Below are 21,085 nucleotides of genomic sequence, written 5' to 3'. Positions count from 1 at the left end.
CGTGATTGCGAGAGAGCGTTCGCGCCCGTTCCGTGCTCCTACTGGCAGGCGGCCCCCGTTGTATCTCGCTTCCCCGCGCGATCTGTAGGAGCACCGCAGGGGCGCGATGCTCTTCGCGTGTTCCGGAGAAAGCGTTCGTGCCCCTGCGGTGGGCGCTTGCGGGCGCGGTGTGCATCCGCGCTTCACGCCCGCCTCATCGGCGCGCCATCGTCGCCTCGAACCGCCGCGCCAGGCTGTCGCAATCTTCCGATGGAGCAAGACGATGCGCCTGGCATTCAAGGCGGGGATGGTGGTGCTGCTGACCCTGGCCATCCTCATTCCCCTGCAGCTGATCCGCGGCACCATCCATGAGCGCCAGCAATACCGGGAGCAAGCGGTGCGCGATATCGGCGCCAGCTACGGCGCGCGGCAGACCCTTGCCGGGCCGGTGCTGGTGGTGCCCTACGAGGAGCGCGTGGTCGAAGTCAGCAGCGACGAGAACGGCAGCGAACGCCGTACGCTGCGACGCAGGAGCGGGCAGTGGACGTTCTTCCCGGAAGCACTGTCGATCGACGGCGAACTCAAGCCGGATGTACGCCGGCGCGGCCTGCACGAGGTGCGTGTGTACCAGTGGGACGGGCGCGCGCTGGCGCGCTTCGACGCCGCGGTGCCGGCAGCGGCCGAAGGCGTGCAGCGCCGCATCGGCCAGCCGTGGCTGAGCCTGGGGATCGCCGATGTCGGCGGGCTGCACGGCACGCCACGCATCAGTGTCGATGGGGCGCCGGTGGCGGTGGCGCAAGGCCTCGGCCATGCCGACGGCCCCGGCGTGCACGCGCGCCTGCCGGTGCCGGCGGCCGGCGCGCGCCTGCGGCTGTCGGTGGACGCCGGGCTGTCGCTGCGCGGCACCGAATCGTTCGCGATGCTGCCGCTTGGGGAGGCCAACGACCTGCGCCTGCGCTCGCGCTGGCGCAGCCCGAAGTTCGCGGGCCGCTCGCCGCAGCACGACATCGATGCGAATGGCTTCCGCGCGCGCTGGCAGATCGCCGCGGTGGCGAGCAATGCGCAGCGCCGCTACCTGCAGTCGCCGGTGCTGGCGCCGGAACAGGGCGATGCCAACGGCGTGCGCCCGGCGCTGGCCGGGGCGATGCCTTGGGCGCCGCCGGGCGATGCGGTCAGCGTGGCGCTGATCGACCCGGTGAACCCGTACCTGCAAGCGGACCGCGCCAGCAAGTACGGCCTGCTGTTCGTGCTGCTGACCTTCGTCGGCTTCTTCATGTTCGAGCTGATCAAGCGGGTGCGCGTGCATCCCATCCAGTACCTGCTGGTGGGCATGGCCATCGCGATCTTCTTCCTGCTGCTGCTCAGCCTGAGCGAGCACCTCGATTTCGGCCTCTCCTACCTGCTGGCGGCCGCCGCCTGCATCGGCCTGATCGGCTTCTACCTGGCCGCGGTGCTGCGCAGCACCGCGCGCGGGATCGGCTTCGCGGTGACGCTGGGCGCGCTGTATGCCGCCCTGTACGGGTTGCTGCTGTCGGAGGACAACGCATTGGCACTGGGCGCGGGGCTGCTGTTCGCGATCCTGGCGGCGATCATGGTGGCGACCCGGCGGATCGACTGGTACCAGCTCTCCGCCCGCGAGGACGGCGGGGCGCGCTGATGCGGGGCGGGGCGCGGAACGTGCGCCCCGTCACGGGCAGCGGCGGCGAGCATGACCAAAGGCCCGGGTGCGGGTGCCGGCGGGCTGGCTAGACTCCGGTCTTTGCCGCAGTTCCCCGGGGATGACGATGAAGCGATTGATGTTGACGGCCGCCCTGCTGGTGGCCGGGCTGGGCAGCGTGCACGCGCAGGAAAAGGTGGACCTGGACATGACCTCGCAGATCCGCCAGGAAGCCTTCCAGCGTTCGCAGGTGATGGCGACCCTGAACCACCTGACCGATGTGATCGGGCCCCGCCTGACCAATTCGCCGTCGATGGCGCAGGCCAACCAGTGGACCCGTTCGAAGTTCACCGAGTGGGGCCTGGCCAATGTCCATGACGAGGCAGTGGACGACATCGGCCGCGGCTGGGCGTTCACCGACGCCAGCATGGAGATGCTGTCCCCGCGCGCGATGCCGCTGCATGCGCTGCCGAAGGCATGGACGCCGGGCACCAACGGCGCGGTCGAGGGCGAGGCCATCTTCGCCAAGATCGAATCCAAGGCCGACCTGGAGAAGTGGAAGGGCAAGCTGAAGGGCAAGATCGTCTTCACCGATGCGCTGCGCCCGTACAAGCCGAACGAGAAGTCGGACTTCAGCCGCCACGACCACGACAGCCTGGAAGAGCTGCTGTCGTATCCGCTGCCGCAGGAACGCAACAGCGATCCGGAAATGATGGCGCGCTTCCGCGCGCGCATGGAGCTGGCGCCGCTGATCAACCAGTACCTGATCGACGAAGGCGTGGCCGCCACCGTCTCCATCAGCAGCTGGAACGACGGCATCGTGCGCGTGATGGGCGGCGGCTCGCGCAAGGCCGGCGAATCGGTCGGCGTGCCCGCGCTGGTGATGATGGCGGAGCACTACAACACGGTGATGCGCGCGCTGGACCGCAAGGAAACCGTGAAGCTGCGCCTGAACGTGGACGCCCGCTTCCTCGATGACGTCAACCAGCCGGGCTACAACACGATCGCCGAGATCCCGGGCACCGGCCCTTCGAAGAACGAAGTGGTGATGCTGGGCGCGCATCTGGATTCCTGGCATACCGGTTCGGGCGCCAACGACAACGGCGCCGGCGTGGCGGTGATGATGGAGGCCATGCGCATCCTCAAGGCGGTGGGCGCCAAGCCCAACCGCACCATCCGCGTCGCCCTGTGGACCGGCGAGGAGCAGGGCCTGATCGGCTCGCAGGCCTACGTGGGCAAGCACTTCGGCAAGTTCGAGGAGCCCAAGGACCCGGCCGAGAAGGCGCTGCCGGCGTTCTTCCGCCAGAGCAAGGGCAAGCTGATCCGCACCGCCGACCACGGCAGGATCTCCGCCTACTTCAACCTCGACAACGGCAGCGGCAAGATCCGCGGCGTCTACGCGCAGGAAAACCTCGCCGTCGCGCCGATCTTCGAGGAATGGCTGAAGCCGTGGCACGACGTCGGCGCCACCATCGTCACCCAGCGCAACACCGGCAGCACCGACCACGTCAGCTTCGACGCGGTGGGCATCCCCGGCTTCCAGTTCGTGCAGGACCAGCTGGACTACTTCAGCCACGTCCACCACACCCACCTGGACGTGCAGGACCACGCGGTGGCCAACGACCTGAAGCAGGCCTCGGCGATCGTCGCCTCGTTCGTCTACAACACCGCGATGCGCCCGGCCAAGCTGCCGCGCAAGCCGTTCGTCGAGAAGTAAGCGGGTTCTGCGGGGAAACGCGAAGGGCCGGCCATGTGCCGACCCTTTTTGTTGGCCCGGCTGCGCCCGTGCAGCGGCGGCTGGCCGGGCTCAGTCGAGCGCGAGCTTCAGGTGGATGCCCAGCCCCAGCATGTCCTCCGGCTCCGCCTCCAGGTCCGCCCGTAGCAGCGGACGGCCCTGCAGCCAGCGACGGTCCAGCTGCAACAGCAAGCGGTCGCCGTCGGCCTGCAGCTGCAGGCCCTGCGGCTGCTCGCTGCCGCGCGAGCGGTGCAGCAGCACCGCCAGCCGCAGCAGCGCGGCGGTGCGGCGGACGTTGGCCAGCAGCCGGTCGGGAATCATCTCGAACGCGGACTTCGGCACGCTGCGCCGGTGCGTGCGCACCAGCGCGGCCAGGAAGCGCTGCCCCTGCTGCGAGAAGCCGGCGATGTCGGAGTTCTGCAGTACGTAGGCGCCGTGGGTGTGGTAGCCGCTGTGGGCGATCGCCAGCCCGAGTTCATGCAGGCGGGCGGCGCGGGCGAGCATGGCGCGGTCGTCGGCGCTCAGCGCCCAGTCGCCGGCCACCTGCTCGAACAGGGCCAGTGCGGTGGTTTCCACCCGCATGGCCTGGGTGGCATCGACGCCGTAGCGCTGCATCAGCGCGGCCACCGACACGTCGCGCGGGTCGTCGGCGCCGCCGCGGCCCAGCAGGTCGAACAGCACGCCTTCGCGCAGTGCGGCCTTGCTCACCTGCAGCCGTTCCAGCCGCAGTGCGGCGAACACCGCTTCCAGCACCAGCACGCCGCCGGCGATCACCGGGCGGCGGTCGTCGGACAGGCCGGGCAGGTCGATGTCCTCGATCCTGCCGGCCTGCAGGATGCGGTCGCGGATCTGCACCAGTGCGTCGAAGGTGATCGCGCCCTTGGTCAGCTTCATCGCCGCGCAGATGCCGCCGATCGCCTTGTGGGTGCCGGAGGTGCCGATGGCTTCGTCCCAGCCCAGCCGGCGATAGGTGGCGGCGAACTGCTGCAGCTGCGCCGACACTTCGGTGAACGCGGCGTTCCAGCGCTTGCGGGTGAGTTTGTTGCCCTCGAAGAAGCGGCGCGTGCTGGCCACGCAGCCGACCTGCAGGCTTTCGCGCTCCAGCGGGGTGAAGCCCTCGCCGATGATGCATTCGGTGGAGCCGCCGCCGATGTCGATGACCAGTCGCTTCTGGCCTTCCTGCGGCGGCTGCTCGTGGGCCACGCCCAGGTAGACCAGGCGCGCTTCCTCGCGGCCGGAGATCACGTCGATGGCGTGGCCCAGCGCCGCCTCGGCCGGGGCCAGGAACGATTCCGGCGCGCGCAGCTGGCGCACGGTATGGGTGGCCACCGCGCGCACCTGGCGCGGCGGGATCTCGGCGATGCGCTGGCCGAACCGCGCCAGGCAGGCCAGCGCGCGGTCGCGCACCTCCGGCGACAGCCCGCCCAGTGCGTTCAGGCCTTCGCCCATGCGCACGGTCTCGCGCAGGCGGTCGACCACCCGCAGCTGGCCCAGCACGCGCTGTGCCACCACGATGTGGAAGCTGTTGGACCCGAGGTCGACCGCTGCCACCAGGTCGCCGTCGTGCAGCGGCGTGGGAGCGCGGGGCGGAAGCGGACTCATGCGGTCGAAGGGCTGGGAAGGCGCATGCGGCATTATCGCCCGCGGGGCCGGCGCCGTCAGGCGTCCAGCGCCTCGAGGAGGGCCAGCTGGGCCGAGAACGGCGTCTCGCCCGCGGCAGGCATCCGGCGCTCGTAGCGGCCGTCGGCGCGCAGCTCCCACGCGTTCTGGTTGTCGGCCAGGTAGTTGAGCAGGCCTTCGCGCTGCACCCGCGCGGCCACGCCCGGGTCCAGCAGCGGGAAGGCGGTTTCCACCCGCCGCAGCAGGTTGCGCTCCAGCCAGTCGGCCGAGGAGCAGAACAGCTCCGGTGCGTCGTTGTTGCCGAACCACCAGATCCGGTGGTGCTCCAGGAAGCGGCCCACCACCGAGATCACCCGGATGCTGTCGGAAATCCCGGGGATGCCCGGCCGCACCGCGCAGGCGCCGCGCACGATCAGGTCGATCTCCACCCCGGCCTGCGACGCCTCGTACAGCGCGCGCACCACTTCCGGTTCGTTGAGCGCGTTCATCTTGGCCACGATCCGTCCCGGCCGGCCGGCGCGCGCATGCGCGGCCTCGCGCGCGATCCGCGCCAGCACTCCCGGGTGCAGGGTGAATGGCGACTGCAGCAGGCGCGACAGGCTCAGCGGCGCGGCCAGCCCGGACAGTTGCTGGAAGATCAGGTGCACGTCGTTGCCGATTTCCGGATGCGCGGTCAGCAGGCCGAAGTCGGTGTACGCGCGCGCGGTGCCGCTGTGGTAGTTGCCGGTGCCCAGGTGGACGTAGCGGCGCAGCGCGCTGCCCTCGCGGCGCACGATCAGCAGCATCTTGGCGTGGGTCTTGTACCCCACCACCCCGTACACCACCTGCACGCCGGCATCCTGCAGGCGGTCGGCCAGGCGCAGGTTGGCTTCCTCGTCGAAGCGCGCGCGCAGTTCCACCACCACGGTCACGTCCTTGCCGTTGCGCGCGGCCTGGATCAGGTGCTCGACGATCGGCGATTCCCGGCCGGTGCGGTACAGCGTCTGCTTGATCGCCAGCACGTCCGGGTCCTCGGCGGCCTGGCGGATCAGCTCCAGCACCGGGGTGAACCCGTCGTAGGGATGGTGCAGCAGCACGTCGCCCTGGCGGATCAGCTCGAACATCGCGTCCATCTCGCGCGGGACGCGCGGCTGGAACGGGCGGAACTTGAGGTCCGGCCGCTGCACCATGTCGTAGACCTGCACCACCCGGTTGAGGTTGACCGGGCCGTTGATCTTGTAGACCGCGCTTTCCGAGAGGTCGAAGTTGGCCAGCAGGGTGTCCACCACCGGCTGCGGGCAGCGGGTGTCGATCTCCAGCCGCACGGCGCGCAGGTAGCCGCGGCCCAGCAGTTCGTCGCGCAGGGCCAGCGCCAGGTTGTCCATGTCGTCTTCGTCGACGATCAGCTCGGAATTGCGGGTCACCCGGAACTGGTGCGCGCCCTTGACCGTCATGCCCGGGAACAGCTCGTGCACGAACGCGGACAGCACCTCGCTCAGGAACACGAAGTCGTGGAAGGCGTCGCCGTCGCCGTCGGCGTCCGGCAGGCGGATGATCCGCGGCAGCGAGCGCGGCGCGCGCACGATGGCGAGGTGGCCTTCGCGGCCGAAGGCATCGCGGCCTTCCAGCTGCACCACCACGTTGAGCGATTTGTTGAGGATCTTGGGGAACGGATGCGCCGGGTCCAGGCCGAGCGGAGACAGCACCGGCATGATCTCTTCCTGGAAATGCGCGCGCAGCCAGCCGGCCTGTTCCGCCGTCCACTGCTCGCGCTGGAGCAGGCGGATGCCCTGTTCGGCAAGCGCCGGGCGCAGTTCCTCGTAGAAGCAGCGGTACTGCGCGTCCACCAGCGCCGCCGCGCGCTCGTGGATGCGCTCCAGCAGCACCGCCGGCGCAAGCCCATCCATGCCCGCCGGCAGGTTCAGCTCCACCGCATGGCGCACCGCGCCGCCGCGGATCTCGAAGAACTCGTCGAGGTTGGTGCAGGAGATGCACAGGTAGCGCAGCCGTTCCAGCAGCGGCACCGACGGGTCCTGCGCCTGCGCCAGCACGCGGAAGTTGAAGTCGAGCTGTCCCAGTTCGCGGTTGGCATACAGCGACGGGTCGTGCAGCGAGGGCAGGTTGGAATCGGCGGTCATGTCGGGAAGGATGCCAAAGAGTCGTGGTCGAGGCCGCGGTCGAGCACGCGCTCGGGGCCGAAGTGGCAGGAAAACGTGCTGCCGGCGCCCACGTCGCTGTCGATGCGCAGCTGCGCTTCGTGCAGGCCCAGTACGTGCTTGACGATGGCAAGGCCAAGACCGGTGCCGCCGGATTCACGCGAGCGGCTGGTGGACACGCGGTAGAAGCGTTCGGTCAGCCGCGGCAGGTGCGCGGCCGGGATGCCGTAGCCGGAATCGCGCACCGCCAGCACTACGCCGCCACCGTCGTCGCGGCCCAGGCGGATGGCGATCTCGCCGCCGTCGGGGGTATAGCGCACCGCGTTGCTGACCAGGTTGCCGAAGGCGCTGTGCAGCTCCTTCGAGGCGCCGCGCAGGTCCACCTGCGCCACGTCCTCGACCTGCACGCGGTGGCGGCCGCCGCTCAGCGCCTCGGCTTCGCGGCGCAGGCTGGCCAGCATCGGCGCCATCGCCACGTGCTCGTCCGGCAGCTGGTCGCGCGCTTCCAGCCGGGAGAGCGTCAGCAGGTCCTCGACCAGCCGGGTCATCCGCTGCGACTGCCGGCGCATTTCCGCCAGCAGCGCTGCCCATTCCGGGTTGTCGTCGGCGTCCAGCATCTCCAGGTAGCCGTGGATCACCGTCAGCGGGGTGCGCAGCTCGTGCGAGACGTTGGCGACGAAGTCGCGGCGCATGTGCTCCAGCCGCAGCAGCTTGCTCACGTCCCGCGCCAGCAGCAGCCACAGCTCGTCGGAATAGGGCAGCAGGCGCAGGCTCAGGCGGCGGCCGGGGTCGACGGGCGAGGCCACGTCCTCCATCGGCTCGGCGTTGCGCCCCGCCGCCAGCCACTGCGCCATCGGCAGCGGCTGCAGCGCGTCCGCCACCGGCGCGTTGTGGTGCTGCGGGTAGCGCAGGCCCAGCAGCGGCGTGGCGGCCTCGTTGAACCAAAGCACGCGCTGGCTGTTGCGTTCCACCAGCACCACCGCGTCGGGCAGCGCCGCGGCCACCGCGCGGTAGGCGCGCAGCATCTCCAGCAGCCGCCGCTTGCGCGCGCGCATCTCGGTCTGGCCGCGGAACAGCAGGGCGTCCAGTGCGTTCCAGGCGCCGCCGTCGGCGGTGGGCGCCGGCCGCTGGCGCGCCGCCAGCCGCCGCAGTACCCGGTGCAGCCGCCAGTAGTGCCAGGCCACCACGCCCAGCGCGGTGATCGCCAGTGCCGGCCAGGGCTGGCCCAGCAACAGGCCCAGGGCCAAGCCGGCGAGCAGCACCAGCGCGAGTTGTCCCAGCGTGCGGAACCAGGCTTGGCGGGCTTCGGGCGGCATCAGGCAAGTATCCGTGTTTGCCCCCAAGCCTGCTTGCCGGGGGGCGGAAGGGTGGGCGGCGCGGGGCAGCGCCGCGTCCCGCGCCGCCGCATCGCCCGCGCGTGGGCCATGCCGGTTCAGACCGCCGCGGAGAACCGGTAGCCGGCGCCGCGCACGGTCTGCACCATCGCGTCCAGCTGGTGCGGCTCCAGGGTCTTGCGCAGTCGGCGGATGTGCACGTCGACGGTGCGTTCCTCCACGTACACGCTGCCGCCCCAGACGTGGTCCAGCAGCTGGGTGCGCGAATACACGCGCTCGGCGTGGGTCATGAAGAAGTGCAGCAGGCGGTATTCGGTGGGGCCCATCTGGATCGGGTGCGAGCTGCCGTCCAGGTCGGCGAACACCCGGTGCGCGGCGCCGTCGATGCGCAGCGCGCCGACCTGCACGCTGCCGTCGTCGTCGTCGTCGCGCGAGCGCCGCAGCACCGCGCGGATGCGCGCCAGCAGCTCGCGGGCCGAGAACGGCTTGACCACGTAGTCGTCGACGCCGGCTTCCAGCCCGCCGACGCGGTCGTTTTCCTCGCCGCGCGCGGTCAGCATGATGATGGGGATGTCGCGGGTCAGCGCATCGCGGCGCCACCGGCGCGCCAGCTCCAGCCCGCTGGTGCCGGGCAGCATCCAGTCCAGCAGGATCAGGTCGGGCACGCGCTCGGCGATGCGTTCCTGCGCCTCGCGGGCGTCGGCCGCCAGCAGCGGCGCGTAGTCGCCCTTGCGCAGGGCGTAGGCCAGCATGTCGCGGATGGCGGGCTCGTCTTCGACGATCAGGATGTGCTTTTGCATGTCGTCCGATGGCCGCGCCGCGGGAGGGCGCGCGCCATCATTACACGACGGTTTGGTGACAGTTTCGTGACTCCGTCACCTGCCGGCGCGGACCCCGAATCCCAACCGTCCGCCGCGTACCTCCTCGTCGCGCACGCCCTGCCGGCGCAGTTCCAGCACGGTCGGGGTGATCGCGGCGATGCGCGCGTCGATGCGGGCGCGGGCGTAGTAGTCCAGGTCGTCGCGCTTCTTCAGGTTGTTGAGCTGGACCAGCGCCTGCTCGGGGCGACCGGACAGGTAGGCCGCCTCGGCCCAGGCCTCGCCGGCGCGCACCGGCTCGCCGGCGATCTCGTTGGCGCGCGCATAGGCCTGCTGGAACGGCAGGTCGTTGCCGGCCCCGCCCAGCAGCGGCCGCAGCACGGCGACCGCACGGATGCCGGCCTCACGGGTGTTGCGCTCGCCCAGCAGCCGCGCATAGCCCAGCGCCAGCGCGCGGTGGGTGGGCATGCGCGCCAGCAGCGCTTCGAAGCGGCGGTCGGCGTCCCCGGCGTGGCCGGTGCGGGCCTCGGACTCGCCCAGCGCGATCTGCACCCACAGGTTATCCGGCCGCGCCTGCGCCAGCGGGGCCAGTTCCTGCAGGGCCTGCGCATGTTGCCCGGCCTGCTGGTGGGCGAACGCCAGCCCGTAGCGGCGCGCCTCGTCCAGCGGCGCCTTGGCGCGCATCTGCTGGTATTCGCGGATCGCCTGCGCCGGCGTGGGCGCGCTGAGCACCCGCAGGCGCTCGCGCGCCCAGTCGAAATCACCGGTATTGCCCTGGCCCTGGCGGCTGCGCGCACCGGTGGCGATGCGCAGGCCGGGCGGCAGCAGCGGGTTGGTGCTCGGCCCGGCCGTGGCCGTGTTGGCCAGGGTTGGCTCCAGCTTGGCCGCGCGCTCGCGCGCCTCGCTGATCCGCGACAGGGTCAGCGGGTGGGTCTGCAGGTAGCCGGGCACGGCGGCGCGTTCGTCGCCCTGGTTCATCCGCACCACCGACTGCAGGGTCTGGAAGAAATCCGCCATCGCTTCCGGGTCGTAGCCGGCGTGGGCCAGCGTGCGGATGCCGATGCGATCGGCTTCGGCCTCGTTGTCGCGGGTGTAGTTGATCTGGCGCTGCTGCAGCACGCCCAGGCCGGTCATCAGCGCGGCCGAGGTGGCGTCGCCGCTGGAATTGCCGCCGGCCTGCTGGGCGGCCACGATCGCGCCGAGCGTGGCCAGCAGGATCGGCAGACTCTCGCGCTGGGCCTTCTCGGCGCCGCGCAGCACATGCTGCTGGGTGACGTGGGAGATTTCGTGCGCCAGCACGCCGGCCACCTGGTCCTCGCGGTCGGCGGCCAGCACCAGCCCGGCGTTCATCCCGATGTAGCCGCCGAGGGTGGCGAACGCGTTGATCTGGCGGTCGCGCAGCATGAAGAAGGTGAAACTCTGCTGCGGCCGGTCGCTGGCGCCGGACAGGCGCTGCCCGACGTCGTCCAGCCAGCCGTCCAGCAGCGGGTCGTCCAGCACGTAGCCGGCGTGGCGCAGCTGCGCCAGCACCATCGCGCCGTATTCGGCCTGGCGGGCCGGCGAGAGCATGCTGCCGGCCGAAGAGCCGATGTCGGGCAGGCCGCGGTCCTGGGCGATGGCCGCGGCCGTGCCGGTGGCCAGCAGGCAGGCAAGCAGGGCGGTGGGCAGGCGGCGCTGATGAAGAGTCATGCGGACAGGATGCGGGCTGGGCGGGTGCGGGGCGTGAATGGGGCTTGAGCGGCTGGAAAACCAGCGCGCTGTCCCCATATTCGACCAGAATCCCGCCTTTCGGTTCAGGAGTAATTCGTGAGCGAAGCCAGCACCCCCGCCATCACCATCTACAGCACTGCGGTCTGCCCGTACTGCGTGATGGCCAAGAATTTCCTCAAGAGCAAGGGTCGCGAGTGGACCGAGGTCCGCATCGACACCGACCCGGCCGAGCGCGAGAAGATGGTGGCGCTGACCAAGCGCACCAGCGTGCCGCAGATCTTCGTCGGCGACGTCCACGTCGGCGGCTACGACGACATGATGGCGCTGCACCGCGAGGGCAAGCTGGAACCGCTGCTCGAAGGCAAGCCGGCATGAGCGGCGCCGACGACCGGGTGAAGCAGTTCACCGAGTTCCGCCAGCGCATGAACAAGCGCATCCTGGACGAGCCCAACCAGGTGGTGCGGCGCTTCTTCGCGCTGGACACCCAGACCTACCAGGCCGGCGCGCTGGACGTGAAGACCAAGGAGCTGATGGGGCTGACCGCCTCGATGGTGCTGCGCTGCGACGACTGCATCAGCTACCACGTCGCCCAGTGCAAGGACGCCGGGGTCACCCGCGAAGAGATGTTCGAGGCGTTCTCGGTCGGGCTGGTGGTGGGCGGCTCCATCGTCATCCCGCACCTGCGCCGGGCGGTCGATTTCCTGGACCGGCTGGAGCAGGGCGAGGTCGAAGCGCCGGCCACCCACGACCATGGTTGAATCCCGTCCGGCATACGCCGCCGGATGGCATCTGCCATAATGACGGGCTACGCATCCCCCTTCGCCGCCACGCTTCCCGGCGTGGCGGCGGCCTGTCTGGAAACTGGAAAATGACAACGATCACGGTCATCCGCGGCGACGGCATCGGCCCGGAAATCATGGACGCCACCCTGCACGTGCTCGACGCGATGCAGCTGGGCCTTTCGTACGAATTCGCGGATGCCGGCATGGTCGCGCTGGAGAAGCACGGCGACCTGCTGCCCGAGGCGACCATGGACTCGATCCGCCGCAACCGGATCGCCCTGAAGTCCCCGCTGACCACCCCGGTGGGCGGCGGGTTCTCCTCGATCAACGTCGAGCTGCGCAAGCGCTTCGACCTGTACGCGAACGTACGCCCGGCGCGCAGCTTCCCCAACACCAAGACCCGCTTCCCCGGCAACGTGGACCTGATCACGGTCCGCGAGAACACCGAGGGCGCCTACATCGGCGAGGGCCAGAGCGTGTCCGAGGACGGCGAGACCGCGGTGCTGACCCAGAAGGTGACCCGCAAGGGCTCCGAGCGCATCGTCCGCTACGCCTTCGACCTGGCCCGCAAGACCGGCCGCAGGAAGGTCACCGTGGTGCACAAGGCCAACATCCTGAAGTCCACCTCCGGGCTGTTCCTGAAGACCGCGCGCGAAGTGGCGGCGCAGTACCCCGACATCGAGTGCAACGAGATGATCGTGGACAACACCTGCATGCAGCTGGTGATGAAGCCGGAACAGTTCGACATCATCGTCACCACCAACCTGTTCGGCGACATCATCTCCGACTTGTGCGCCGGCCTGGTCGGCGGCCTCGGCCTGGCGCCGGGCGCCAACATCGGCGCCGACGCGGCGATCTTCGAGGCCGTGCACGGCACCGCGCCGGACATCGCCGGCCAGGGCAAGGCCAACCCGTGCGCGCTGCTGCTGGGCGCGGCGCAGATGCTGGACCACCTCGGCAAGCCGGACCAGGCCAACCGCCTGCGCGACGCCATCGTCGCCACCTTGGAGGCCAAGGATTCGCTGACCCCGGACCTGGGCGGCGAAGGCAACACGATGTCGTTCGCCAACGCGATTGCCTCGCGCCTGTAAGCGACCCATCGCGCGCCGGCCTCGGCCTCGCAACGGAAAAGGGCACCTCGCGGTGCCCTTTTTTCATGTCCGGGAAGGACGGAGTCAGTTGCGCGATTGCAGCTTGCTGAGCAGCCGCAGCAGCTCCAGGTACAGCCACACCAGCGTCACCAGCAGGCCGAACGCGGCGTACCACTCCATGTACTTCGGCGCGCCCTGTTCCACGCCCTGCTCGATGAAGTCGAAGTCCAACACCAGGTTCAGCGCCGCGATCACGACCACGAAGCCGGAGAATGCGATTCCGATCAGGCTGCTGTCGTGGATGAAGCTCATGCCCTTGAAGCCGAACAGGCCCAGTCCCAGCTGGACGAGGTAGAGCAGGGCGATGCCGCCGGTGGCGGCCACCACGCCGAGCTTGAAGTTCTCGGTCGCCTTGATCAGGCCGCTGCGGTAGGCCAGCAGCAGCGCCGCCAGGGTGCCGAAGGTCAGGCCGACGGCCTGCATCACGATGCCGGGGAAGCGCAGCTCGAACATCGCCGACACCGCGCCCAGGAACAGGCCTTCCAGCACCGCGTAGACGGGAGCGGTGTACGGCGACCAGGTCTTCTTGAAGATCGTCACCAGCGCGACCACGAAGCCGCCAATCGCGCCGCCCCAGACGTAGGGCATCACCGCGCCCGGGTTGCCGGCGGCCATCGCCGCGGAAAACTGCGCCCAGGTGAACAGCGCGCCGGCCAGGGTCAGCACCAGCAGGATCGCGGTCTTGTTGACCGCGCCGTTGAGCGTCATCGCGCCGCCGTCGTTCCGGACCAGCGTGCCGCTGCCGAGGTCGAGGAAGGTGTTGTCCTTGAGTGCGGGATTGCCGCTGCGCATGGGGATCATCCTGTGCTTGGCCGGCCGCTGCCGGGATCGCCCGAGGATAGCCCGCACTGCGGCCGGCTGCCAGCGCTGGTGCGAAAGGCGGGACTCGAACCCGCACGCCTTGCGGCACTGGAACCTAAATCCAGGGCGTCTACCAATTCCGCCACTTTCGCGCGCCGGCATTGTAGCGGTGCGGGACTCCCGCAGCGGGCGAACCGCAGGTTCGAATCCTGCGTTGGCAGGCGTCGGGCAAAACAAAACGCCCGGCTTGCGGCCGGGCGTTTCGGGGTTTGGTGGGCCGTCAAGGGCGAGCGGGGGTTTCGAGCAGCATGGCTGCGAGCCCGCGAGCGCCCGGCGCGCTGCATCGCGCCGGGCCGGGCCCGCGCAGCGGGCGAACCGCAGGTTTGAATCCGGCCTGGCTGAGCGCCGGACAAAAGAAAACGCCCGGCTTGCGGCCGGGCGTTTCGGGGTTTGGTGGGCCGTCAAGGATTCGAACCTTGGACCTATTGATTAAGAGTCAACTGCTCTACCAACTGAGCTAACGGCCCCGAAGACGCGAAATTGTAGCAAACACACGATCGACTGCAAGTACCCGCCGCCGATCGTTCATCAAAGGGTGGGGTGGCTGAAGGGACTCGAACCCTCGACAACTGGAATCACAATCCAGGACTCTAACCAACTGAGCTACAGCCACCACCGAAAACTGTCCCGCTATTTGGCGCGCCCGGCAGGAATCGAACCTGCAACCACCGGCTTAGAAGGCCGGTGCTCTATCCGGTTGAGCTACGGGCGCCCGGCCGGAACTTGAACCAGACCACGCCGGAATGGTCGGGGTAGAGGGATTCGAACCCCCGACATCCTGCTCCCAAAGCAGGCGCGCTACCAGACTGCGCTATACCCCGCCCGACGGAACCGATTCATTCCAGCGCCCGCCCGGTTGCTGCGATCACTGTCTTTCGAGCGCGCCAGCGCAGCGAAAGGCCGGGCATTGTCCGACTGCGCGAGCCGTCTGTCAACGCATCGCGGAAGAATGGTGGCGAGGCGGCCGGAAATCGGGGAAACTAGCAAGTTCCGCGCGGCCGTGGCCGCGCCCGGGGCGCCGCTCCGGTCACCGCATCCATCCGCACAATTCCGGGTTCCCGCGAACCCGCCCAGGAGTCATCGCATCATGCAAGTCTCGGTCGAATCCATCGGCAACCTCGAGCGTCGCGTCATCCTCAGCCTGCCTGCCGGCGACGTCGAGGCGCAGGTCGGCAACCGCCTGCGCGAGATCGCGCACACGGTGCGGATCAAGGGCTTTCGTCCGGGCAAGGTGCCGACCAAGGTGGTCGAGCAGCGCTACGGCGGCCAGGTCCGCGCCGAGATCCTCGATGGCCTGCTGCGCGAGGGACTGGGCAAGGCGGTGCGCGAGAACGAACTGAACGTCGTCGGCGCACCGCAGATGATGCCGGGCGAGGACGCCGCCGAGGGCGAACTGAAGTACGTGGCCTCGGTGGAACTGGCGCCGGACTTCGGCGAACTCGATATGGGCAAGCTGGAAATCGTCCGCCATACCGCGGAAGTCACCGACGCCGACGTGGAGCGCATGCTCGAGAACCTGCGCCAGCAGCGCGCCAGCTGGAGCGCGGTCACCCGCGCCGCCAAGGCCGGCGACCTGGTGAACCTTGAGACCAGCAGCACCGTCGACGGCAACCGCATGCCGGCCGAAGGCGTGGAGCGCACCAGCACTGTGCTGGGTTCGGCCGCGATCTACCCGGAAGTCGAGTCGGCCATCGTCGGCATGCAGCCGGGCGAGGAGAAGACCCTCGACGTGACCCTGCCGGCCGACTGGCACGCCGCGCAGTTCGCCGGCAAGACCATCACCTCCACCTTCAAGCTGCTTGACGTGGCCGAGCAGGTGCTGCCGGAAGTCGATGCCGCGTTCATCCGCAGCTTCGGCGTCAAGAGCGGCGAGCTGGAACAGTTCAAGGTCGAGATCCGCGCCAACCTCGAGCGCGAGCTCAAGGGCGCGCTGATGAACCGCCTGCGCCGCGAAGTCGGCGAGCAGCTGGCGGCCGTCTACAAGGACGTCGAGCTGCCGCCGCGCCTGGTCGAAACCGAAGCGCAGGCGCTGATGGCCAGCGCCGCCGAACAGGCCCGTCGCCAGGGCCAGCAGCTGTCCGCCGCGCCGGAAGCTTTCCAGGAGGCGGCGCGCAAGCGCGTGCTGGTGGCGCTGCTGGTGGGCGAGGTTGCCCGCCGCAACGAGCTGCGGCTGGAGCCTGAGCGCCTGAACGAAACCATGCGCCTGATCGCGTCCACCTACGAGCAGCCGCAGCAGGTCATTGATCTGTACCGCAACGACCCCCAGCTGATGCAGGGCCTGCAGAACCGCGTGATGGAAGAGCAGGTCACCGACTGGATCGCCGAGCGCGCCAAGCACACCGAACAGGCGCTGAGCTTCCAGGAAGCCATCAGCCAGTAACCTTCAACAGGCGGAAGCGCCGAGCGAGAACCCATGGATCCGATCAAGAGCCTCAACCTCGTGCCGATGGTGGTCGAGCAGACCAGCCGCGGCGAGCGCGCGTACGACATCTATTCGCGCCTGCTGAAGGAGCGGGTGATCTTCCTGGTCGGCGGCATCGACGACCACGTGGCCAACGTGGTCGTCGCGCAGATGCTGTTCCTCGAGGCGGAGAATCCCGAGAAGGACATCAGCCTGTACATCAACTCGCCGGGCGGGATCGTGACCGCCGGCATGGCGATCTACGACACCATGCAGTACATCAAGCCGGACGTGAGCACCATCTGCGTCGGCCAGGCCTGCTCGATGGGCGCGGTGCTGCTGGCGGCGGGCGCCGCCGGCAAGCGCTACGCGCTGCCGAACTCGCGGGTCATGATCCACCAGCCGCTGGGCGGCGCCCAGGGCCAGGCCACGGACATCGACATCCAGGCGCGCGAGATCCTGGCGATGCGCGAGCGCCTGAACGAGATTCTGGCCCGCCATACCGGCCAGGCCATCGACGTGATCGCCCGCGACACCGAACGCGACAACTTCAAGAGCGCCGAAGCCGCCCGCGACTACGGGCTGGTGGACGAAGTGCTCAGCCGGCGCCCGGAAGAGTCCATCCAGACCAGCTGAACCGGATGGCGGGCCGTGGCTCACGGTTCCGATCCATTGGCCGATAACTGGCGTACAACGAACAACCGCCCCGGCTGGGCCCGGCGGGGGCGTATGGTATTCTCGGGCCGAAGCCGCACTGCGCGGCGAGCGAGTGGCGAATGAGCGAAGACCGTCAGGGACGCAACACCGGCGACAACAGCAAGATCCTCTACTGCTCCTTCTGCGGGAAGAGCCAGCACGAGGTGCGCAAGCTGATCGCCGGCCCCAGCGTGTTCATCTGCGACGAGTGCGTGGAGCTCTGCAACGACATCATCCGCGAGGAACTCGAGGAGAAGGCGCAGTCCAACCGCAGCTCGCTGCCCAAGCCGCGCGAGATCCTCGAGGTGCTGGACCAGTACGTGATCGGCCAGCAGCGCGCGAAGAAGACGCTGGCGGTGGCCGTCTACAACCACTACAAGCGCATCGAGAGCCGGCAGAAGAACGACGAGGTCGAGCTGGCCAAGTCCAACATCCTGCTGGTGGGCCCGACCGGCTCGGGCAAGACGCTGCTGGCGGAAACGCTGGCGCGCATGCTCAACGTGCCCTTCACCATGGCCGATGCGACCACGCTGACCGAAGCCGGCTATGTCGGCGAGGACGTGGAGAACATCATCCAGAAGCTGCTGCAGAAGTGCGACTACGACGTCGAGAAGGCGCAGCATGGCATCGTCTACATCGACGAGATCGACAAGATCAGCCGCAAGTCCGAGAACCCGTCGATCACCCGCGACGTGTCCGGCGAAGGCGTGCAGCAGGCGCTGCTGAAGCTGATCGAAGGCACCCTTGCCAGCGTGCCGCCGCAGGGCGGCCGCAAGCATCCGCAGCAGGAGTTCCTGCAGGTCGACACCCGCAACATCCTGTTCATCGTCGGCGGCGCGTTCGCCGGCCTGGACAAGGTGATCCAGCAGCGTTCCACCGAAGCGGGCGGGATCGGCTTCGGTGCCAAGGTGAAGAGCGCCGAGCGCAAGGCCGATGTCGGCCAGGTGCTGGCGCGGGTCGAGCCGGAAGACCTGATCAAGTACGGGCTGATCCCCGAGTTCGTCGGCCGCCTGCCGGTGGTCGCCACCTTGGAGGAGCTGGACGAAGCGGCGCTGATCAAAATCCTCACCGAGCCCAAGAACGCCATCACCAAGCAGTTCAAGAAGCTGTTCGAGATGGAAGGTGTGGAGCTGGAGATCCGCCCCGACGCGCTGGCCGCCATCGCCAAGAAGGCGATCAAGCGCAAGACCGGCGCGCGCGGCCTGCGCACCATCGTCGAGTCGGTGCTGCTGGACACCATGTACGAACTGCCCTCGCTGGAAAACGTCAGCAAGGTGGTGGTGGACGAGTCGGTGATCGAGCACAAGTCCGAGCCGTATCTGATCTACCAGACGGTGCCGGCGCCGGCCAAGGCCGCTGCCGCCGACTGAACCGCCGCCGCAGCTGCGTGGAAAGCCGCCTTCGGGCGGCTTTCGCGTTTCAGCGGGAAAGATGCGCCTGTCCGTGCCGTGCAACACGGGTGCAACACCCTGATCTGAAAGGGATTGTGTGCCCATGGTGGAGCCCGCTTGCAACCCGGGCGCAAGATCCCCATAAACGAGTCATGGCGGCGCAGGCGCGCCGCGGCCGCAACGGAGTCCCCCACATGGCTGCCCCGACCCGATCCGAAACCCCCGTCCTGCCGGTGCTGCCGCTGCGCGACGTGGTGGTGTTCCCGCACATGGTGATCCCGCTGTTTGTGGGGCGCGAGAAGTCGATCCGCGCGCTGGACATCGCCGTGGAAGGCGACAAGCGCATCCTGCTGGTGGCGCAAAAGGCCGCCGACACCGATGATCCGGAGGCCGGCGACCTGCACGCCATCGGCACGATGGCGCAGGTGCTGCAGCTGCTGAAGCTGCCCGACGGCACCATCAAGGTGCTGGTCGAGGGGCTGTCGCGCGCGCGCGCCGACGACGTGCATCCGCAGGACGGCGCATTGTTCGCCACGGCGCACGAAGTGGCTTCGGGCGACGAGCGCGAACCGCGCGAGGTGCAGGCGATCGTGCGCACCCTGCTGTCGCTGTTCGAGCAGTACATCAAGACCAATCGCAAGCTGCCGCCGGAGCTGCTGCAGACGCTGTCCGGCATCGAAGAGCCCGATCGCCTGGCCGATACCATCGCCGCGCACCTGGGCGTGCGCCTGGCCGACAAGCAGAAGTTGCTGGAGACGCTGGATACCGCCGGCCGGCTTGAGCTGCTGGTCGGCCTGGTCGACGGCGAGATCGACGTGCAGCAGATGGAAAAGCGCATCCGCGGCCGGGTCAAGGGCCAGATGGAGAAAAGCCAGCGCGAGTACTACCTCAACGAGCAGATGAAGGCGATCCAGAAGGAGCTGGGCGAGCTCGACGACGCGCCCAACGATCTCGACGAGATCGCCCGCCGGATCGCCAACGCCGGCATGCCGAAGGCGGTGGAAACCAAGGCGCGCACCGAGCTGGCCAAGCTCAAGCAGATGTCGCCGATGTCGGCCGAGGCCGGGGTGGTGCGCAACTACCTGGACTGGTTGCTGGGCGTGCCGTGGAAGAAGCGCAGCAAGGTGCGCAAGGACCTCAAGGGCGCGCAGGAAACCCTGGACGCCGACCACTACGGGCTGGAGAAGGTCAAGGACCGCATCCTCGAGTACCTCGCGGTGCAGTCGCGCGTTGCCAAGATGAAGGGCCCGATCCTGTGCCTGGTCGGCCCGCCTGGCGTGGGCAAGACCTCGCTGGGGCAGTCGATCGCCAAGGCCACCAACCGCAAGTTCGTGCGGATGGCGCTGGGCGGCGTGCGCGACGAGGCCGAGATCCGTGGCCATCGGCGCACCTACGTCGGCTCGATGCCAGGCCGGATCGTGCAGAACCTCAACAAGGTCGGCACCCGCAACCCGCTGTTCATGCTGGACGAGATCGACAAGATGTCGATGGACTTCCGCGGCGATCCGTCCTCGGCGTTGCTGGAGGTGCTCGACCCCGAGCAGAACCACACCTTCAACGACCATTACCTGGAGGTCGACCTCGACCTGTCCGAGGTGATGTTCGTGGCCACCTCCAATTCGCTGAACATCCCCGGCCCGCTGCTGGACCGCATGGAGGTGATCCGCATCCCCGGTTACACCGAGGAGGAGAAGCTCAACATCGCAATGCGCTACCTGGTGCCCAAGCAGCTCAAGGCCAACGGCCTGCGCGAGGGCGAGCTGCGCATCGACGAGAGCGCCATCGCCGGCATCGTGCGCTACTACACGCGCGAATCCGGCGTGCGCAACCTCGAGCGCGAGATCGCCAAGATCGCGCGGAAGGTGGTGAAGGAGATCGCGCTGAAGGGTCCGCAGCCGGCACCGAAGAAGGGCAAGGCCGCGAAGGCGAAGACCATCGTGGTCACCGACAGGAACCTCGACAAGTACCTGGGCGTGCAGCGCTTCGACTTCGGCCGCGCCGAGGCGGAGAACGAGATCGGGCTGGTCACCGGGCTGGCCTGGACCGAGGTCGGCGGCGACCTGCTGCAGATCGAATCCACGCTGGTCCCCGGCAAGGGCCAGCTGATCCTGACCGGCCAGCTGGGCGACGTCATGAAGGAGTCCGCGTCGGCCGCGCTGTCGGTGGTGCGCGCGCGCACCGAGCAGCTGGGCATCGAACTCGATTTCCTGCAGAAGCACGACATCCACGTGCACGTGCCCGACGGCGCGACGCCGAAGGACGGCCCAAGCGCCGGCATCGCCATGGCCACCGCGCTGGTGTCCATGCTGACCCGGATCCCGGTACGCAACGATGTAGCCATGACCGGCGAGATCACCCTGCGCGGCAAGGTCAGCGCCATCGGCGGGCTGAAGGAGAAGCTGCTGGCGGCGCTGCGCGGCGGCATCCGCACGGTGATCATCCCGGACGAGAACCGCAAGGACCTGGCGGACATCCCGGCGACCGTGACCAAGCACCTGAAGATCGTTGCGGTGAAGTGGATCGACGAGGTGCTGGACCTTGCGCTGGAGCGTCCGCTGCCCGCTCAGGCGCGCGGCGGTGGCAAGCCGGCGGCGGCATCCAAGGGCAAGGCCAGGGGCAGGACGGGCAGCCGTCCCCCCGTGCAGCACTGAGCGCTGCCTGCAGCTGTTGGCGCGGGATCGCCCGCATGCGTCTGAAAGCCGCACCACTGCTCGCTTTCGTGTTGCGCGCCGGAAACGGCGCTGGTATAAGGTTGGCAACCGCGGCGGCCTGACCATGCGTCGCGGCAAGCCCGGAACCACGGCAGGGGAGCGCC

Annotated in this window: 15 protein-coding genes and 5 tRNA genes; 9 read left to right on the top strand and 11 right to left on the bottom strand. The window is 68.9% G+C overall.

Annotated elements, in window-relative coordinates; translation table 11 throughout:
- The first annotated feature begins 262 nt into the window (after positions 1–262).
- Together creD and SPK54_RS08840 are read left to right on the top strand one after the other, a co-directional pair.
- Positions 263–1,636, top strand: coding sequence for a cell envelope integrity protein CreD (creD, locus tag SPK54_RS08845; protein ID WP_330947540.1), 1,374 nt, complete (start codon positions 263–265; stop codon positions 1,634–1,636).
- 139 nt (positions 1,637–1,775) lie between these two features.
- Positions 1,776–3,353: a M20/M25/M40 family metallo-hydrolase gene (locus SPK54_RS08840; RefSeq protein WP_330947539.1), complete on the top strand. Its 1,578-nt coding sequence runs from the start codon at positions 1,776–1,778 to the stop codon at positions 3,351–3,353.
- 90 nt (positions 3,354–3,443) lie between these two features.
- On the opposite strand, the gene ppx is transcribed toward SPK54_RS08840, so the two are convergent.
- The 5 genes from ppx to SPK54_RS08815 form a co-directional block, all read right to left on the bottom strand.
- Positions 3,444–4,973 (bottom strand): exopolyphosphatase, encoded by a 1,530-nt coding sequence (gene ppx / locus SPK54_RS08835; RefSeq protein WP_330947538.1) that lies wholly within the window; start codon positions 4,971–4,973, stop codon positions 3,444–3,446.
- Between the two features lie 56 nt (positions 4,974–5,029).
- Entirely contained in the window at positions 5,030–7,108 is a 2,079-nt protein-coding gene (gene ppk1 / locus SPK54_RS08830) for a polyphosphate kinase 1 (protein ID WP_330947537.1), read from the bottom strand.
- Complete coding sequence (gene phoR / locus SPK54_RS08825; protein WP_330947536.1) at positions 7,105–8,442, bottom strand: phosphate regulon sensor histidine kinase PhoR; 1,338 nt, start codon at positions 8,440–8,442, stop codon at positions 7,105–7,107. Before phoR ends, ppk1 begins: the two co-directional genes overlap by 4 nt.
- A gap of 116 nt (positions 8,443–8,558) precedes the next feature.
- The gene (gene phoB, locus SPK54_RS08820) at positions 8,559–9,260 is read right to left on the bottom strand and encodes a phosphate regulon transcriptional regulator PhoB (protein WP_330947535.1); all 702 of its coding nucleotides are present in this window, start codon (positions 9,258–9,260) and stop codon (positions 8,559–8,561) included.
- A gap of 75 nt (positions 9,261–9,335) precedes the next feature.
- The gene (locus tag SPK54_RS08815; protein WP_330947534.1) at positions 9,336–10,967 is read right to left on the bottom strand and encodes a M48 family metalloprotease; all 1,632 of its coding nucleotides are present in this window, start codon (positions 10,965–10,967) and stop codon (positions 9,336–9,338) included.
- A 117-nt stretch (positions 10,968–11,084) separates the two neighbouring features.
- Between SPK54_RS08815 and grxC the strand changes: the two genes are divergently transcribed.
- The 3 genes from grxC to SPK54_RS08800 all read left to right on the top strand — a co-directional run bounded on the left by grxC (position 11,085) and on the right by SPK54_RS08800 (position 12,861).
- Positions 11,085–11,363 carry a glutaredoxin 3 gene (gene grxC / locus SPK54_RS08810; RefSeq protein WP_330947533.1) on the top strand — a complete coding sequence of 93 codons (279 nt, stop codon included), beginning with the start codon at positions 11,085–11,087 and terminating at the stop codon, positions 11,361–11,363.
- A complete protein-coding gene (locus SPK54_RS08805; RefSeq protein WP_330947532.1) occupies positions 11,360–11,746 on the top strand; it encodes a carboxymuconolactone decarboxylase family protein in 387 nt (128 codons plus the stop codon). Before grxC ends, SPK54_RS08805 begins: the two co-directional genes overlap by 4 nt.
- Before the next feature lie 110 nt (positions 11,747–11,856).
- Positions 11,857–12,861 (top strand): isocitrate dehydrogenase, encoded by a 1,005-nt coding sequence (locus SPK54_RS08800; protein WP_330947531.1) that lies wholly within the window; start codon positions 11,857–11,859, stop codon positions 12,859–12,861.
- Positions 12,862–12,945: 84 nt separating this feature from the next.
- On the opposite strand, the gene SPK54_RS08795 is transcribed toward SPK54_RS08800, so the two are convergent.
- The 6 genes from SPK54_RS08795 to SPK54_RS08770 form a co-directional block, all read right to left on the bottom strand.
- Positions 12,946–13,713 carry a Bax inhibitor-1/YccA family protein gene (locus SPK54_RS08795; protein ID WP_330947530.1) on the bottom strand — a complete coding sequence of 256 codons (768 nt, stop codon included), beginning with the start codon at positions 13,711–13,713 and terminating at the stop codon, positions 12,946–12,948.
- Positions 13,714–13,789: 76 nt separating this feature from the next.
- Positions 13,790–13,874: transfer RNA gene (locus SPK54_RS08790), tRNA-Leu, on the bottom strand.
- Between the two features lie 299 nt (positions 13,875–14,173).
- Positions 14,174–14,249, bottom strand: a tRNA-Lys gene (locus SPK54_RS08785).
- Positions 14,250–14,318: 69 nt separating this feature from the next.
- Positions 14,319–14,395, bottom strand: a tRNA-His gene (locus SPK54_RS08780).
- 22 nt (positions 14,396–14,417) lie between these two features.
- Positions 14,418–14,494, bottom strand: a tRNA-Arg gene (locus SPK54_RS08775).
- 32 nt (positions 14,495–14,526) lie between these two features.
- Positions 14,527–14,603: transfer RNA gene (locus SPK54_RS08770), tRNA-Pro, on the bottom strand.
- Between the two features lie 266 nt (positions 14,604–14,869).
- Between SPK54_RS08770 and tig the strand changes: the two genes are divergently transcribed.
- The 4 genes from tig (at position 14,870) to lon (ending at position 20,921) form a co-directional block, all read left to right on the top strand.
- Positions 14,870–16,162 carry a trigger factor gene (gene tig, locus SPK54_RS08765; protein WP_330947529.1) on the top strand — a complete coding sequence of 431 codons (1,293 nt, stop codon included), beginning with the start codon at positions 14,870–14,872 and terminating at the stop codon, positions 16,160–16,162.
- Between the two features lie 33 nt (positions 16,163–16,195).
- Complete coding sequence (gene clpP, locus SPK54_RS08760) at positions 16,196–16,819, top strand: ATP-dependent Clp endopeptidase proteolytic subunit ClpP (protein WP_330947528.1); 624 nt, start codon at positions 16,196–16,198, stop codon at positions 16,817–16,819.
- Positions 16,820–16,959: 140 nt separating this feature from the next.
- Positions 16,960–18,249, top strand: a complete 1,290-nt coding sequence (gene clpX, locus SPK54_RS08755) for an ATP-dependent Clp protease ATP-binding subunit ClpX (protein ID WP_330947527.1) — start codon at positions 16,960–16,962, stop codon at positions 18,247–18,249.
- A gap of 215 nt (positions 18,250–18,464) precedes the next feature.
- The gene (lon, locus tag SPK54_RS08750) at positions 18,465–20,921 is read left to right on the top strand and encodes an endopeptidase La (RefSeq protein WP_330947526.1); all 2,457 of its coding nucleotides are present in this window, start codon (positions 18,465–18,467) and stop codon (positions 20,919–20,921) included.
- The last annotated feature ends 164 nt before the right edge of the window (positions 20,922–21,085 follow it).

It is taken from the genome of Thermomonas sp. LB-4, assembly GCF_036409385.1.
GTDB lineage: Bacteria > Pseudomonadota > Gammaproteobacteria > Xanthomonadales > Xanthomonadaceae > Thermomonas.
This window is presented reverse-complemented; position numbering and strand designations above follow the sequence as displayed.